A 14,251-nucleotide genomic window follows, 5' to 3' on the forward strand; every position below is an offset into this window, starting at 1 on the left:
GCGCTAGCATGGGGCACCTGCGTCCGACCCGCGTCCAACACCCATGGCCATCGCCGTTCCCCATCCTCTGGGGCTCACCCACAAGCAGCTGTTCTGGGTCCTGCACCTGGGCGGCTGGCTGGCCTACGTCGGCCTGGGCTCCCTGAGCACGCTGGCCTACGGCAAGCCCGGCGGCTACGCGATGGTCTACCTGGCCACCGGCGCGACCGGTGCGGCGACCACCCTAGGGCTTCGCTACCTGCTGCGCGCCTGCCGCGGCCGGCCACCGGCGCTGCAACTGGCGGTGATGGTGCTGCCGATCCTGGCCAGCTCGGCGTTGATGGAACGGGCCGGCCGCCACCTCAAACTGCAGTTCTGTCCCGATTGCCAGCCGGAGAACGCCCTGATGGTGTTCGCCTACGCGCTGGGCAACATCTACGTGGTGCTGGCCTGGGTCGGCCTGTACCTGGGTATCACCTACTACCGCAAATCCCAGGACGAGACCCGGCGGGCCCTCGCCGCCCGCACCATGGCCCACCAGGCGCAGCTGAAGATGCTGCGCTACCAGCTGAACCCGCATTTCCTGTTCAACACCCTCAACGCGATCTCGACCCTGGTGCTGGACCGCGACAACGCGACCGCCAACCGCATGGTCCAGAGCCTGTCGGCGTTCCTGCGCCACTCGCTGGACAGCGACCCGATGCAGCGGGTGACCCTGCGCCAGGAGCTCGATGCGCTGACCCTGTACCTGGACATCGAGAAGGTCCGCTTCGCCGAGCGGCTGCGGGTGGAGACCGCGATCGAGGAGGATTGCTGGCGTGCCCTGCTGCCGAGCCTGCTGTTGCAGCCGCTGGTCGAGAACGCGATCAAGTACGCGGTCGCGCGCCAGATCGAGGGCGGCCTGCTGCGGATCCAGGCGCACCGCGACGGCGACCATCTGATCGTGACGGTGACCGACGACGGTCCCGGCTGCATGGCCCTGGAAGGCGACACCCTGCCCGCCGGCAACGGCGTCGGGCTGCGCAATACCCGCGAGCGGCTGCAGGTGCTCTACGGCGACGCCGGCAGCCTGTGCGCGCGCAACCTGGTACGCGGACTGCAGATCCGCCTGCAACTGCCCTACGAGACCTCCACCAGCGCCGCCGAGCGCCGCCCGGGACGCGACGATGCCCGATGACCGCAAGCCGGCGCGGACACCGGCCGAGCCCCCGGCTCCTTCCCCGACCCACGCGCCCCCGATCCGCACCCTGATCGTCGACGACGAGCCGCTGGCGCGACGCGGGCTGGTGCTGCGGCTGGCGGCCCACCCCGACATCGAGATCGTCGGCGAGTGCGGCGACGGCGCCAGCGCGATCGCCCAGGTCCATCGCCTGCAGCCGGAATTGATGTTCCTCGACGTGCAGATGCCGGGCGCGGACGGCTTCACCACCCTCGGCCAGATTCCCGCCAACGAGATGCCGATGGTGGTGTTCGTCACCGCCTACGACCACTACGCGATCCAGGCATTCGAGGCCTCGGCGGTCGACTATCTGCTCAAGCCGGTCGACGAACAACGCCTGGCGCAGTCTCTGGAGCGGGTCCGCCAGAACCGCGAGTCCCGTGCCGCGCTCGGCCACTGTTCGCAGTTGCTCGGACTGCTCGGCGAGCTGAGCGGGCGCGCTCCTCTGGAACTGGACGAAGCCCTGCAGCCGGACGCGCTGGAACAACTGCAGAGCGACGACCGGCTCTCGGTCCGCGACAGCGGCCGCGTGGTCCGGGTACCGCTGCACAGCATCCGCTGGATCGACGCCGCCGGCGACTACATGTGCATCCACACCGACGACGACACCCTGGTGCTGCGGGCCACCATGCGCGAACTGGAACGGCAACTGGATCCGCGCCGGTTCCCGCGCATTCACCGTTCGACGATCGTGAACGCGCGCCGGGTCACCGAGACCCGTCCGCACAACAACGGCGAAAGCTACCTGCGCCTGGACTGCGGCCAGGAGCTGAAGCTCTCGCGCAGCTACCGCGACCGCCTGCCGCTGCTTCAGTAGCCCGCCGCGTCCGCGACGGCAACGCTTCGTCGCGGCCCCCGCTCGCTTCGCCGCAGAGCATGACCAAAGGGCCATAGCCGTTCCGCCGCGCGCACGCATCGTGCCCTCAAGCCGACGCGGACCCGCCGATGAAACTCACCCAAGCCTCTCTCGCCAACCCCGCCGCGGTTGCCGTCGCCGTGTGCATGGTCTGCGTGTTCGGACTGATCAGCCTGCTGGACCTGCCCTTGCAGCTGTTCCCGGACATCGAGCGTCCGCAGATGTCGATCCAGACCTCGTGGCGCTCGGCCTCGCCGCAGGAAATCGAATCGGAGATCGTCGAGCCGATCGAAACGGTGATGCAGGGGCTGCCGGGGCTGGAGGAGATCTCTTCCAACATCAGCGCCGGCAACAGCTGGTTGAACATGACCTTCGCGGTCGGCAGCGACATGGACGCGACCCTGGTCGAGGTGCTGTCGCGGATGAACCGGCTGCCGCCGCTGCCGCGCGACGCCAATCCGCCGGTGGTGCGCTCCGGCGGTTTCAGCGCCGGCGACACCCTGACCTACTTCTTCGTGCAGAAGCTGGCGCAGACCCCGGGCAACGTCGACGACTACCGCAAGCTGATCGAGGACCGGATCGTGCCGCGGCTGACCGCGATCGATGGCGTGGCCGGGGTCGAGGTCTACGGCAACGACACCGACGAACTGGCGATCTCGGTGGATCCGCAGCGCGCCGCGGCGCTGGGTATCCAGCTTCCCGAGATCGCCGCCCTGGCGGCTCGCGCCACCGACGTCTCCGGCGGCTCGGTCGAGGTCGGCCGGCGCGAGTACGTGATGCGTTTCGCCGGCCGCTACTCGCCCGAGGCGCTGGGCGGCCTGATCCTGGCCTGGCGCGACGGCCGCCCGGTACGCCTGGCCGATGTCGCCAGCATCGACCTGCGGCCGCCGCCGGACGGGGCCGTCGCCTACCAGAACGGCAACCGCGCGTTCGGCCTGCGGGTGCTGCGCGCCAACGGCGCCAACGTGCTGGCGACGCTGGAGAACGTGGTCGCGACGGTCGACGAGCTTCGCGAGAGCGAGCTGCGTCCGCAGGGCCTGGACATCGCCCAGAGCTTCGACTCGGGCATCTTCATTCGCCGCGCGATCGGGCTGCTGTCCGGCAGTCTGGTGGCCGGTCTGGTGCTGGCGGTCGCCTGCCTGTGGTGGTTCCTGCGCGATGTCCGCGCCACCGGGCTGATCGCCTGCGCGATCCCGATATCGATCCTGGCGACCTTCATCGTGCTCAAGCTCAGCGGGCGCAGCCTCAACGTGATCTCGCTGGCCGGCCTGGCGTTCGCGGTCGGCATGGTGATGGACGCGGCGGTGGTGGTGGCCGAGAACATCGTGCGCCTGCGCGAATCCGGAATGCCTGCGCTGCAGGCCGCGTTGCAAGGCACGCGCCAGGTCGGCGGCGCGTTGCTGGCCTCGACCCTGACCACGGTCGCGGTATTCCTGCCGGTGATCTTCATGGAGGACGTCGAGGGCCAGCTGTTCTCGGACCTGGCGCTGACCATCGCGATCGCGGTCGGCATGTCGTTGCTGGTCGCGATCACCGTGCTGCCGGCCGCGGCCGGGCGCTGGCTGGGCAGCCGCGGCTCGCGCGAAGGCGACGGTCCCTGGGTCAGGGTCAGCCGCCGCGCACTGGCGGCGACCGCCAGCCGGCCGCGCCAGTTGGCCTGGATCGCCGGCCTGGTCGCCGCGCCGATCCTGCTGACCGTCGCGCTGATGCCGCGCATCGACTACCTGCCGCCGGTGCAGCGCGCCGCCGCCGACGCCAATATCGACCTGCCGCCGGGCATGAGCATCCAGCGCGCCGATCGCGAGATCGCGCCGATCCTGCTGGAGCGGATGCGTCCGTACATGGACGGCGACAAGCAGCCGAAGCTGCGCAACTGGTACCTGAACATCTGGGGCTCGGGCTCGGCCGCACTCGGCGCGCGCACCGAGGACCCGGGTCGGACCGACGACTTCCTGCGGATCCTGCGCGAGGAAATCACCGCCGACCTGCCCGACACCATGAGTTCGGTCTACCGCGGGCCCTTGTTCGGCGGCTTCGGCGGATCGGCGCGGGCGATCGCCATCCATCTGCAGCATCCCGATGCGGACGCCCTGATCGAGGCCGCCGAACTGGGCCGGCAACGGCTGACCGAACGCTTTCCCGAGGGCACCGTGCGGACCTGGCCGAACGTCGCCGCGGCGACACCCGAGCTGCGGATCGCGCCGGACGACCGGCGTCTGGCCGAGGTCGGCTGGCGGCGCAGCGACCTGGCCACGGTGGTGCGCACACTCGGCGACGGCCACTGGCTGGGCGAGCAGTTCGACGGCGACAGCCGCATGCCGATCATCCTGCGCGGTGCCGACGAGCCCAGCCTGACCGGCCTGCGCGGCGCGCCACTGGCGACGCCTTACGGCGGCATCACCCAATTGGCCGACCTCGCCCGCATCGACACCGTGCTCGCGCCCAGCCAGCTGCGCCGGCTCGACGGCCGCCGTACCGTCAGCCTGACCATCGATCCGCCCGCCTCGATGTCGTTGCAGGAGGCATTGGAAGTCGTCGACCGGGAGATCGTGCCGGCCCTGCGCGGCGAGCTTCCGTCCGACGCCGAGGTGCGGGTGTCCGGCAGCGCCGACCGTCTCGACGAGGTGGTCCGCACCATGGGCGGCAACTTCGCGATGGCCCTGCTGGTGCTGTTCATGCTGATGGCGGCTATGTTCCGCTCGCTGCGCGACAGCGCCTACGTGATGGCGACCCTGCCGATGGCGTTGCTGGGCGGTGTGCTCGGGCTGCAGGTGCTGAACCTGGTTTCCGGCCAGAGCCTGGACCTGCTGTCGATGATCGGTTTCATCATGCTGCTGGGCATGGTGATCAACAACGCGATCCTGCTGGTCGCGCAGACCCGCGAAGCGCAGGCCGAGGGGCTCGACCTGGACGGCGCCTTGCACGAAGCGCTGAGCCGGCGCCTGCGGCCGATCCTGATCGCCGCGCTGACCGGAGTGATGGGCGCGCTGCCGATGGCGGTCAATCCCGGCCCCGGCGCCGAGATCTATCGCGGCATGGCCGTGGTCACGGTCGGCGGCATCGCGCTCAGCCTGGTGTTCACGGTGCTGCTGATCCCGGCGCTGCTGCGCCTGCTCGAGGCGCGCCGCGCGCGGGTGCCGGCGGCAGCGATGAGCGCCGCCGACGCCGTCGGTTCCGCCTGATCCTTTCCCGACCGCCCCTCCCTGGTCCCACCGCGTATGGAGCCCCCCATGTCCACCCCCAAGAAAATCCTGATTGCGCTCGCCGTACTGGCGTCGGCGGTGCTGCTCTACCAGTTGCGCAGCGCTCCCGCGGACACCCGCGCGAGCAGCGACGCCAGCGACGGCGTCCCGGGCGCGGCCGCCGCCGAACGCGCACCCGCGGTGGTCCGGGTCGCCCCCGCCGTCGAGACCGAGTTCGCGCCCCTGCACCACGCCTCCGGCAGCGTCATCAGCCGCCACGACGCGCGCATCGCCAGCGAACAGGACGGCCGCATCGTCCGTATCGCCGAGGTAGGCACCTACCTGCGCACCGGCGAGCCGCTGGCGGCGCTCGACGACACCGCGCTGCGCCTGCGCGAACGCGAAGCCTCGGCCGAGCTGGCCAGGATCCAGACCCAGCTCGGCCAGGCGCGCCGGCAGGAGCGCCGTTACGCGCAGCTGGCCGACGCGCAGAACATCGCCCGCGCCCAGTACGAGCAGGTGCAGGCCGACCGCGACGTGCTCGCGCAGGAGCACGCCCGCGCCGCCGCGTTGCTGGCGCAGACCCGTCACCAGCGTGAGCGGATGGTGATCCGTGCGCCGTTCGACGGCATGGTCGTCGAGCACCAGGCCGAGCTCGGCGAGTTCCTCGCCCGTGGCGCGACGGTCGCGCGCCTTGTCGACACCGACGGACTGGAGATCCAGGCGCGCGCACCGGTGTCGCTGGCCGCGCATCTGACGGTCGGCGGCCCGGTGCGGGTGCTGGCCGGCGATGCCTCCGGCGACCATCGCATCAGCGCCGTGGTCCCGGTCGGCGACGAGGCGTCGCGACAGCTGGAGATCCGCGTCGCCCTCGACGAGACCCGGCTTCCGGTCGGCAGCGCGGTCGAACTGGCGATCCCCGCCGACCGGCCCCGCCAGGTCGTCGCGGTGCCGCGCGATGCGGTGCTGTTGCGGCGCGACGGCAACTACGTGATCCGGGTCGACGACGGCGAGCGCGCGCAACGGGTCGCGGTCGAGCTGGGCGACGAACTCGACGAACTGGTCGAGGTCGACGGCCCGCTCAGCGCCGGCGACCTGCTGGTGGTGCTCGGTGGCGAGCGTCTCGAACCGGGGCAACCGGTACGGATCGAGGCGACCGAGGCGGTCGCCGTACAGGCCGGCTCAGGCCGCCACTACGCGGGGACGGCGCGATGACCCGACACGCCACCGCCACCCGTCTCGTGGTCGGGCCTCTCGTCGTCGGGCTTGTCCTCGGCACGCTGTCGCTGTTCCCAGCCGTGCTCGCGCACGCGGGAGACGCGCACGCTGGAGAATCGACCCGGGCCGCGGTCGAACGACGGGTGCGGGAGGTGACGGCCGCGCAGAACCGGGCGACCACCCGCGGCGCCGACCGCGACGACGTCGAACGGCTGTATACGATGTACAGCGCCGACTTCGTCTACGAGCATCCGATGATGGACGACAGCTACACCCGGCAGCAGTTGCTGGAGAACCATCTCGCCGGGGTGGACGAGGGCCGCTACGAGCGGTTCTCCGCCGAGGCGTACGGCTACCGGATCGTCGGCATGATGCACGGCGACGACGCCGTCGCCGTCCTGCGCAGCAACGCGCAGATGGAGGGCCAGCCGCCGCGCATGGCCGTGTTCGAATTCCGCGACGGCAAGGTCTCGCGGATACGCGAGTACTGGAACTACTGACGCGGCGCCGGCCCCGCGCTCCATCCGCCGCGGCCGCGGCGGCTCGGGCCTCGCCCGGGTTTCGCGTTTTCGTGGCCAACCGCCAGAATCACCGGCATGGACACCCTGATCCTTGCCCTCGACCTGGTCGGCACCTTCGTGTTCGCGCTCAGCGGCGCGATGATGGCGGTGCGTCGCCGGCTCGACCTGTTCGGTGTATTGGTGCTGGCCTTCGCCACCGCCAGCGCCGGCGGCATCCTGCGCGACCTGCTGATCGGCGCGACCCCGCCGGCGGCGCTGCACGACTGGCGCTACCCGGCGATCTGGATCAGCGCCGGACTGATCGCCTTCGCCTGGAGCCCCTGGATCGAACGTCTGGACCACCCGGTGCGGGTGTTCGATGCGCTCGGCCTGGCGGTGTTCGCGGTCGCCGGCACCGACAAGGCGCTCGGCGCCGGGATCGGCCCGCTGATGGCGCCGTGCCTGGGCATGCTCAGCGGCATCGGCGGCGGCATGCTCCGCGACGTGCTGCTGGCGCGGGTGCCGCTGGTGCTGCACGCCGAGCTGTACGCGATCGCCGCCCTGGCCGGCGCCAGCGTGGTCGCGATCGGCAATGTGCTGCAACTGCCCGCGGTACCGGTGACGGTGGTCGGCGCGGCACTGTGCTTCTTCCTGCGCCTGGCCGCGCTGCGCTACGGCTGGCACCTGCCCAAGGCATTGCAGGCGCCGCCCGGAGACGGCTCCGGATGACCGTCATCGGATTCCGTGTCGCCCGCGACCGGACTGTCACGCCGCCGCCCCCTGCTCCGTCCTGGCCACCATGACCATCGAAATCTTCGAAACTCACCGTGCGCGTCTGTTCGCGCTGGCCTACAAGCTGCTGGGCAGCCGCAGCGACGCCGAGGACGTGGTCCAGGACGCCTGGCTGCGCTGGTCGCAGGCCGACCGGGCCGCCATCCGCGACCCCGAGGCCTGGCTGGTCACCAGCGCCACCCGGCTCGGCATCGACCGTCTGCGCCAGTTGCGCCACGAACGCGAGCGCTATCCCGGCCCGTGGCTGCCCGAACCCCTGCAGGTCGACAGCGCGCCGACGCCCGAGCACGGCGCCGAGGTGGCCGACCAGGTGTCGTTGGCGTTCCTGACCCTGCTCGAGCGGCTCGGTCCCGAGGAGCGTGCGGCGTTCCTGCTGAAGGAGGCGTTCGATTACGACTACGCGCAGATCGCGCCGCTGCTCGGCCACAGCGTGGCCAACTGCCGGCAGATGGTGCATCGCGCCCGCGCCCGCCTGCAGGCGGACCGTCCGCGCTTCGAGGTGAGCGGCGACCGCCATCGCGAGCTGCTCGTGCGCTTCATGCACGCCTCGCAGTCCGGCGACCAGGCCGCGATCACCGGGCTGCTGACCGCCAATGCGCGGTTGGTCTCCGACGGCGGCGGCAAGGTCACCGCGGTGATCCGCCCGTTGCTGGGCGCCGAGCGCATCGCCCGCCTGTACGCGGCGGTGGCGCGACGCGTTGGCGCCGGCATCGAGGCCCGCATCGGCTCCGCCAATGGCGAACCGGCGCTGTTGCGCTGGCGCGAGGGGCGGCTGCATTCCATCACCACGGTCTCGATCGACGGCGACCGCATCAGCGAAGTACTGACGGTGATGAATCCGGACAAGCTGCGGCGCTGGCAGCCTGTCGAGCATTGAGGCCCGCCGCCAGCCGGTATTCGCAGGCGCGGCGTAAGCCGCGATCGGGTTTGTCCATGAAAGCCTCATCGCGGCTTACGCCGCTCCTACGGTACAAGGGCTCCGGGCCAGCCCCCTGAGTCAGGGGGCGATTCGTGCCGCAGGCACGAATGGGGGTGTGGCAGCGCATCGGCGGGGCCCAAGGTTTGCGGAGCAAACTTTGGGAGATATCCGCGCGCAGCCGGATATCGTTCCCCCCTGAGTCAGGGGGCGATTCGCATCGCAGATGCGAATGGGGGTGTGGCAGCGCAACGGCGGGGCCCAAGGTTTGCGAAGCAAACTTTGGGAGATATCCGCGCGCAGCCGGATATCGTTCCCCCCTGAGTCAGGGGGCGATTCGCATCGCAGATGCGAATGGGGGTGTGGCAGCGCAACGGCGGGGCCCAAGGTTTGCGAAGCAAACTTTGGGAGATATCCGCGCGCAGCCGGATATCGTTCCCCCCTGAGTCAGGGGGCGATTCGCATCGCAGATGCGAATGGGGGTGTGGCAGCGCACCGGCGGGGCCCAAGGTTTGCGCAGCAAACTTTGGGAGATATCCGCGCGCAGCCGGATATCGTTCCCCCCTGAGTTAGGGGGCGATTCGTGCCGCAGGCACGAATGGGGGTGTGGCAGCGCAACGGTGGGGCCCAAGGTTTGCGCAGCAAACTTTGGGAGATATCCGCGCGCAGCCGGATATCGTTCCCCCCTGAGTCAGGGGGCGATTCGCGCCATCGGCGCGAATGGGGGTGTGGCAGCGCATCGGCGGGGCCCAAGGTTTGCGCAGCAAACTTTGGGGATTCCCGGGCGCAGCCCGGGGATCGCGGCTTACGCCGCTCCTACAGATGTGTCACGCCACGGCGCGCTGGGCCGTCTACCTGATGAATCGGCCATGGTGGCCGCCATGAGAAGGAAACAGACGCCATGAATGCATCGCATATCGACTACTCCACCCTCGCCCCGCGCCCATTCCAGTTGCTGGCCCAGCTCAGCGGCCAGTTGTACAAGGGACCATTGGGTGGGCAACTGGTCGAGCTGGTCTCCCTGCGCATCTCCCAGCTCAACGGCTGCGTGTTCTGCCTGGACATGCACGCCGAAGCGCTGCGCCGCGCCGGCGTCGCCCAGCGCAAGCTCGACACCGTCGCCGCCTGGCGCGAGAGCCCGCTGTTCGACGCCCGCGAGCGCGCCGCACTGGACTGGGCGGAGGCCTTGAACGCGCTGGGCCATGCGCCGGTGCCCGACGATGCGCTGGAGGCCCTGCGCGAGCAGTTCGACGAACGCGAGATCAGCGAGCTGAGCTTCGCGGTGGCCGCGATCCGCGCCTGGAACGTGCTCAACGTCGGCCTGCGCAAGCCACTGCCGGAAACGCCCTACGTCGCCGCCGCGGCCTGAGCCGCCCCCCGCCCCCGGCAACGGTCCGCGCGCATCGCGGGCCGTTGCGGCGTCTACGGATACACTGCCGCGACCCCGCTCACGGCAGCATCCATGCCCGCCTCCGCATCGTCCCCACCGTCGCCCCGGCCGAGTCTGCGCGAGCGCTTCGATGCGCTGCGCAACCTGCCGCCGTTCCTGCGCCAGATCTGGAGCACCAGCCCGGGGCTGACCCTGATGACCCTGGGCCTGCGCCTGGTCCGCGCGCTGATGCCGGTGGCGATGCTCTACGTCGGCAAACTGATCATCGACGAAGCGGTGCGCCTGGTCGGCGCCGGCACCGCGTTCGATGGCCTCGCCCCGGCCTGGCACAGCGGCGAACTGCAGCACCTCGCCTGGCTGCTGGGCGCCGAGTTCGCGCTGGCGATCGCCTCCGATCTGATCGGCCGGATGATCGGCTATGGCGACGCGCTGCTGTCGGAGCTGTTCACCAACGCCACCAGCATCCGTCTGATGGAACATGCCGCGACCCTCGACCTGGAGGACTTCGAGGATCCGGACCTGCAGGACAAGCTCGATCGCGCACGTCGCCAGACGATGGGACGCATGAACCTGATGAGCCAGCTGTTCGGCCAGGTCCAGGACGCGATCACCGTGATCAGTTTCGCCGCCGGCCTGCTGATCTACGCGCCGTGGCTGATCGTTCTGCTGGCGATCGCGCTGGTGCCGGCCTTCGTCGGCGAATCGCACTTCAATGCTCTGGGCTACTCGTTGAACTTCGCCTGGACGCCGGAGCGGCGCCAGCTCGAGTACGTGCGGCAGATGGGTGCCAGCGTCGAGACCGCCAAGGAAGTGAAGATCTTCAATCTCCACACCTTCCTGATCGCCCGCTACCGCGATCTGGCCGATCGTTTCTTCCGCGCCAACCGCTCGCTGGCCCGCCGGCGCGCGTTCTGGGGCAGCCTGCTGGCGGCATTCGGCACCCTCGGCTACTACGTCGCCTACGCCTACATCGCCTGGCGCACCGTGCGCGGCGACTTCAGCATCGGCGACCTGACCTTCCTCGCCGGCAGCTTCCTGCGCCTGCGCCAACTGCTGGAAGGACTGCTGATCGGCTTCTCGCAGGTGGCCGGGCAGGCGCTGTACCTGGACGACCTGTTCTCGTTCTTCAGGATCGAACCGGAAATCGCCAGCCCGCCCGACCCGCAGCCGGTGCCGCTGCCGATCCGCGAGGGCTTCGTGTTCGAGAACGTCGGCTTCCGCTATCCCGGCGCCGACCACTGGGCGCTGCGCGGACTGGACTTCCAGTTGCGCGCCGGCGAGGTGTTGGCCCTGGTCGGCGAGAACGGCGCCGGCAAGACCACCCTGGTCAAACTGCTGGCGCGGCTGTACGACCCCGACGAGGGCCGCATCCTGCTCGATGGCCGCGACCTGCGCGAGTACGACCTGGACCAGTTGCGCGCCAACATCGGGGTGATCTTCCAGGACTTCGTGCGCTACCACCTGACCGCGGGCGAGAACATCGGGGTCGGCCGGATCGAGGCGATGGACGACGACGCGCGGATCCGCGAAGCGGCGCGGCGGGCGCTGGCGGACGAGGTGATCCAGGCGTTGCCGCAGGGCTACGACCAAGTCATCGGCCGCCGCTTCAAGACCGGCGTCGACCTCTCCGGCGGCCAGTGGCAGAAGATCGCGATCGCCCGCGCCTACATGCGCGACGCCCAGGTGATGATCCTCGACGAGCCGACCGCGGCGCTGGACGCGCGTGCCGAATTCGAGGTGTTCCAGCGCTTCAAGGAGCTGTCCGACCGCCGCACCGCGGTACTGATCAGCCACCGCTTCAGCAGCGTGCGCATGGCCGACCGGATCCTGGTGCTGGCCGACGGCCGGCTGGAGGCCAGCGGTACCCACGACGCCTTGATGGCCGCCGGCGGCCGCTACGCCGAGCTGTTCGAGCTGCAAGCGGCCGGCTACCGATAAGCACGGCCCCCCGAAGGCATCGTAGGAGCGGCGTCAGCCGCGATGGGGCTTTCATGGGAAAGCCCGGTCGCAGCTCACGCAGCTCCTACAGAAGCGGTAGCCTCCTCATGTAGCAGCGGCGTCAGCCGCGAGAAGGCCCGGGAATCGCGGCTTGCGCCCGCGCCTACGGGCGGGTCCATCGACGAGGCGCAAGCGGCCGACAGCGGCGGTACAGCGGCGGCGGCCGCATTCACGTAAAATTGGCGGATTCGTTCCATTTCCAGACCCCCACTCCCCCATGTCCGCAGCCTTCGGCACCGAGACCGTGCTGGACGTCCGTCACTGGACGGACGACTACTTCAGCTTCACCACCACCCGCGACGACGGCTTCCGTTTCGACAACGGCCAGTTCGTGATGATCGGCCTGCAGGTTCCGCAGGCGGACGGCTCCAGCAAGCCGCTGCTGCGCGCGTACTCGATCGCCAGCGCGAACTGGGAGGAGCAGCTGGAGTTCTTCAGCATCAAGGTGCCCGACGGTCCGCTGACCTCGCGCCTGCAGCACATCAAGCCCGGCGACACCCTGCTGATCGGGCGCAAGCCCACCGGTACCCTGCTGATCAGCGACCTGCACCCGGGGCGCAACCTGTACCTGCTGGGCACCGGCACCGGCTTCGCGCCGTGGCTGTCGATCGTCAAGGACCCGGAAACCTACGAACGCTTCGAGCGGGTGATCCTGTGCCACGGCGTGCGCGCCGCGCAGGACCTGGCCTACCGCGACTACATCCTCAACGAGCTGCCGCGGCACGAGTTCCTCGGCGAGGTCATCAGCCAGAAGCTGCGCTACTACCCGGCGGTGACCCGCGAGCCGTTCCAGTTCGAGGGCAACGACCACCGCGGCCGCATGACCGAGCTGATGGCCAGCGGGCGGATGATGGAACAGCTGGGCATCGAAGCGCTCGACCCCGAGCACGACCGCGCGATGGTCTGCGGCAGCCCGGCGATGCTGGCCGACTTCCGCGCCCTGCTGGACGAGCGCGGCTTCACCGCCGCACCGCGGATCGGCACGGCCGGCCAGTACGTGTTCGAGCGCGCCTTCGTCGAGAAGTAGACGGCCGCGCGGCATTCGCGTCCCCTGCGCGGTGGCGGAGATCCGCGCCGCTGCCGCCGTATCCGGACCGCGCCATCGGCGCGGCTGCCGCGTAGAATCGTCGGGATTCCGCTGGAGAAACGACGATGAAGATCCTGGTTCCGGTCGACGGCAGTCCGATCAGCACGCGCGCCGCGCGCTTCGCGATCAAGCTCGCCCAGAAGATGGACAAGCCGGCCACCCTCACCCTGCTGGCGGTCAGCCCGCCGCTGTTCCCGGGCGTCGAGCGCAAGATCGGCGTCACCGCCGCGCGCCGCCACCACGCCGAGGATCACGAGCAGATGCTGTCGGCCACGCGCAAGGTGCTGGCCCAGAGCGGACTGGACGTGCATGAGCGCTGCGAGATCGGCGATGCCGCCGAGGTGATCCTGGCGGTCGCCGGCAAGGAGCGCAGCGACCTGATCGTGATGGGTTCGCACGGGCGCGGCGCGGTCAAGGGCCTGCTGCTGGGCTCGGTCTCCAGCAAGGTGATCGCCCAGGGCAAGGTGCCGGTATCGATCGTGCGCTGAGGCGCGCCCGCAATCGACGGCGAAGGCGGCCGCCGTTCGCGGCCGCCGCCACGCTCAGCCCAGCGCGGCCTCGATGTCGCCACCCAGCGCCTCCGGCTTCTCGGTCGGCGCGTAACGCTTGATCACGCGACCGTCCCGGCCGACCAGGAACTTGCTGAAGTTCCACTTGATCGCGTCGATGCCGAGGAAGCCGCCCTTCTCGTTCTTCAGCCACTTCCACAGCGGATGGGCGGCGTCGCCGTTGACGTCGACCTTGGCGAACATCGGGAAGGTCACGTCGTAGTTCAGCGAGCAGAAGTTCTTGATCTCGGCCTCGTCGCCCGGCTCCTGGTGACCGAACTGGTCGCAGGGAAAGCCCAGCACCACCAGGCCGCGCTCCGCGTACTTGCGCGACAGCGCCTCCAGCCCTTCGTACTGCGGGGTGAAGCCGCATTTCGAGGCGACGTTGACCACCAGCAAGACCTTGCCGCGGTAGTCGTCGAGTGCGACGTCCTGGCCGTCGATGCCGGTGGCGGAAAAATCGTAGGCGGTGGTCATGACCGGATCCTTTAGTCGATGGGGATAGCCTGACAGGATAGCCGTTCCGGCAAAGTCCGACCGCGCCGCCGGTCGCGGACTCCACGCCC

12 protein-coding genes are annotated in these 14,251 nt (G+C 69.9%); 11 read left to right on the forward strand and 1 reads right to left on the reverse strand.

Translation table 11 applies throughout. The features are described from left to right. Window positions 1–43 precede the first annotated feature (43 nt). The 11 genes from C9I47_RS09580 to C9I47_RS09630 all read left to right on the forward strand — a co-directional run bounded on the left by C9I47_RS09580 (window position 44) and on the right by C9I47_RS09630 (window position 13,625). Window positions 44–1,156, forward strand: a complete 1,113-nt coding sequence (locus tag C9I47_RS09580) for a sensor histidine kinase (RefSeq protein ID WP_111266538.1) — start codon at window positions 44–46, stop codon at window positions 1,154–1,156. After that, the gene (locus tag C9I47_RS09585) at window positions 1,146–2,015 is read left to right on the forward strand and encodes a LytR/AlgR family response regulator transcription factor (protein ID WP_111266539.1); all 870 of its coding nucleotides are present in this window, start codon (window positions 1,146–1,148) and stop codon (window positions 2,013–2,015) included. Before C9I47_RS09580 ends, C9I47_RS09585 begins: the two co-directional genes overlap by 11 nt. Before the next feature lie 128 nt (window positions 2,016–2,143). Beyond that, complete coding sequence (locus C9I47_RS09590) at window positions 2,144–5,236, forward strand: efflux RND transporter permease subunit (protein ID WP_111266540.1); 3,093 nt, start codon at window positions 2,144–2,146, stop codon at window positions 5,234–5,236. Window positions 5,237–5,284: 48 nt separating this feature from the next. Continuing rightward, window positions 5,285–6,451, forward strand: a complete 1,167-nt coding sequence (locus C9I47_RS09595; RefSeq protein WP_190238461.1) for an efflux RND transporter periplasmic adaptor subunit — start codon at window positions 5,285–5,287, stop codon at window positions 6,449–6,451. Then, window positions 6,448–6,954: a nuclear transport factor 2-like protein gene (locus C9I47_RS09600; RefSeq protein ID WP_145985473.1), complete on the forward strand. Its 507-nt coding sequence runs from the start codon at window positions 6,448–6,450 to the stop codon at window positions 6,952–6,954. Before C9I47_RS09595 ends, C9I47_RS09600 begins: the two co-directional genes overlap by 4 nt. 96 nt (window positions 6,955–7,050) lie before the next feature. Further along, complete coding sequence (locus C9I47_RS09605; RefSeq protein WP_111266543.1) at window positions 7,051–7,683, forward strand: trimeric intracellular cation channel family protein; 633 nt, start codon at window positions 7,051–7,053, stop codon at window positions 7,681–7,683. A 70-nt stretch (window positions 7,684–7,753) separates the two neighbouring features. Next, on the forward strand, window positions 7,754–8,623 hold the full coding sequence (locus C9I47_RS09610) for an RNA polymerase sigma-70 factor (RefSeq protein WP_111266544.1): 870 nt from the start codon (window positions 7,754–7,756) through the stop codon (window positions 8,621–8,623). Window positions 8,624–9,563: 940 nt separating this feature from the next. Continuing rightward, the gene (locus C9I47_RS09615) at window positions 9,564–10,031 is read left to right on the forward strand and encodes a carboxymuconolactone decarboxylase family protein (protein ID WP_111266545.1); all 468 of its coding nucleotides are present in this window, start codon (window positions 9,564–9,566) and stop codon (window positions 10,029–10,031) included. Between the two features lie 93 nt (window positions 10,032–10,124). Beyond that, complete coding sequence (locus C9I47_RS09620; RefSeq protein WP_111266546.1) at window positions 10,125–11,990, forward strand: ABC transporter ATP-binding protein; 1,866 nt, start codon at window positions 10,125–10,127, stop codon at window positions 11,988–11,990. Window positions 11,991–12,267: 277 nt separating this feature from the next. Then, complete coding sequence (locus C9I47_RS09625; RefSeq protein ID WP_111266547.1) at window positions 12,268–13,077, forward strand: ferredoxin--NADP reductase; 810 nt, start codon at window positions 12,268–12,270, stop codon at window positions 13,075–13,077. Between the two features lie 125 nt (window positions 13,078–13,202). Next, the gene (locus C9I47_RS09630; protein ID WP_111266548.1) at window positions 13,203–13,625 is read left to right on the forward strand and encodes a universal stress protein; all 423 of its coding nucleotides are present in this window, start codon (window positions 13,203–13,205) and stop codon (window positions 13,623–13,625) included. A 54-nt stretch (window positions 13,626–13,679) separates the two neighbouring features. On the opposite strand, the gene C9I47_RS09635 is transcribed toward C9I47_RS09630, so the two are convergent. Continuing rightward, on the reverse strand, window positions 13,680–14,162 hold the full coding sequence (locus C9I47_RS09635; RefSeq protein ID WP_111266549.1) for a glutathione peroxidase: 483 nt from the start codon (window positions 14,160–14,162) through the stop codon (window positions 13,680–13,682). Window positions 14,163–14,251: the final 89 nt, after the last annotated feature.

The sequence above is a fragment of the Marilutibacter maris genome, assembly GCF_003233695.1.
Classification (GTDB): domain Bacteria; phylum Pseudomonadota; class Gammaproteobacteria; order Xanthomonadales; family Xanthomonadaceae; genus Marilutibacter; species Marilutibacter maris.

Coding starts and splice junctions, on each gene's coding strand:
- C9I47_RS09585 (WP_111266539.1), top strand. CDS start 1,146: ATGCCCGATGACCGCAAGCCGGCGCGGACACCGGCCGAGCCCCCGGCT.
- C9I47_RS09625 (WP_111266547.1), top strand. CDS start 12,268: ATGTCCGCAGCCTTCGGCACCGAGACCGTGCTGGACGTCCGTCACTGG.
- C9I47_RS09600 (WP_145985473.1), top strand. CDS start 6,448: ATGACCCGACACGCCACCGCCACCCGTCTCGTGGTCGGGCCTCTCGTC.
- C9I47_RS09620 (WP_111266546.1), top strand. CDS start 10,125: ATGCCCGCCTCCGCATCGTCCCCACCGTCGCCCCGGCCGAGTCTGCGC.
- C9I47_RS09595 (WP_190238461.1), top strand. CDS start 5,285: ATGTCCACCCCCAAGAAAATCCTGATTGCGCTCGCCGTACTGGCGTCG.
- C9I47_RS09590 (WP_111266540.1), top strand. CDS start 2,144: ATGAAACTCACCCAAGCCTCTCTCGCCAACCCCGCCGCGGTTGCCGTC.
- C9I47_RS09635 (WP_111266549.1), bottom strand. CDS start 14,162: ATGACCACCGCCTACGATTTTTCCGCCACCGGCATCGACGGCCAGGAC.
- C9I47_RS09630 (WP_111266548.1), top strand. CDS start 13,203: ATGAAGATCCTGGTTCCGGTCGACGGCAGTCCGATCAGCACGCGCGCC.
- C9I47_RS09605 (WP_111266543.1), top strand. CDS start 7,051: ATGGACACCCTGATCCTTGCCCTCGACCTGGTCGGCACCTTCGTGTTC.
- C9I47_RS09580 (WP_111266538.1), top strand. CDS start 44: ATGGCCATCGCCGTTCCCCATCCTCTGGGGCTCACCCACAAGCAGCTG.
- C9I47_RS09610 (WP_111266544.1), top strand. CDS start 7,754: ATGACCATCGAAATCTTCGAAACTCACCGTGCGCGTCTGTTCGCGCTG.
- C9I47_RS09615 (WP_111266545.1), top strand. CDS start 9,564: ATGAATGCATCGCATATCGACTACTCCACCCTCGCCCCGCGCCCATTC.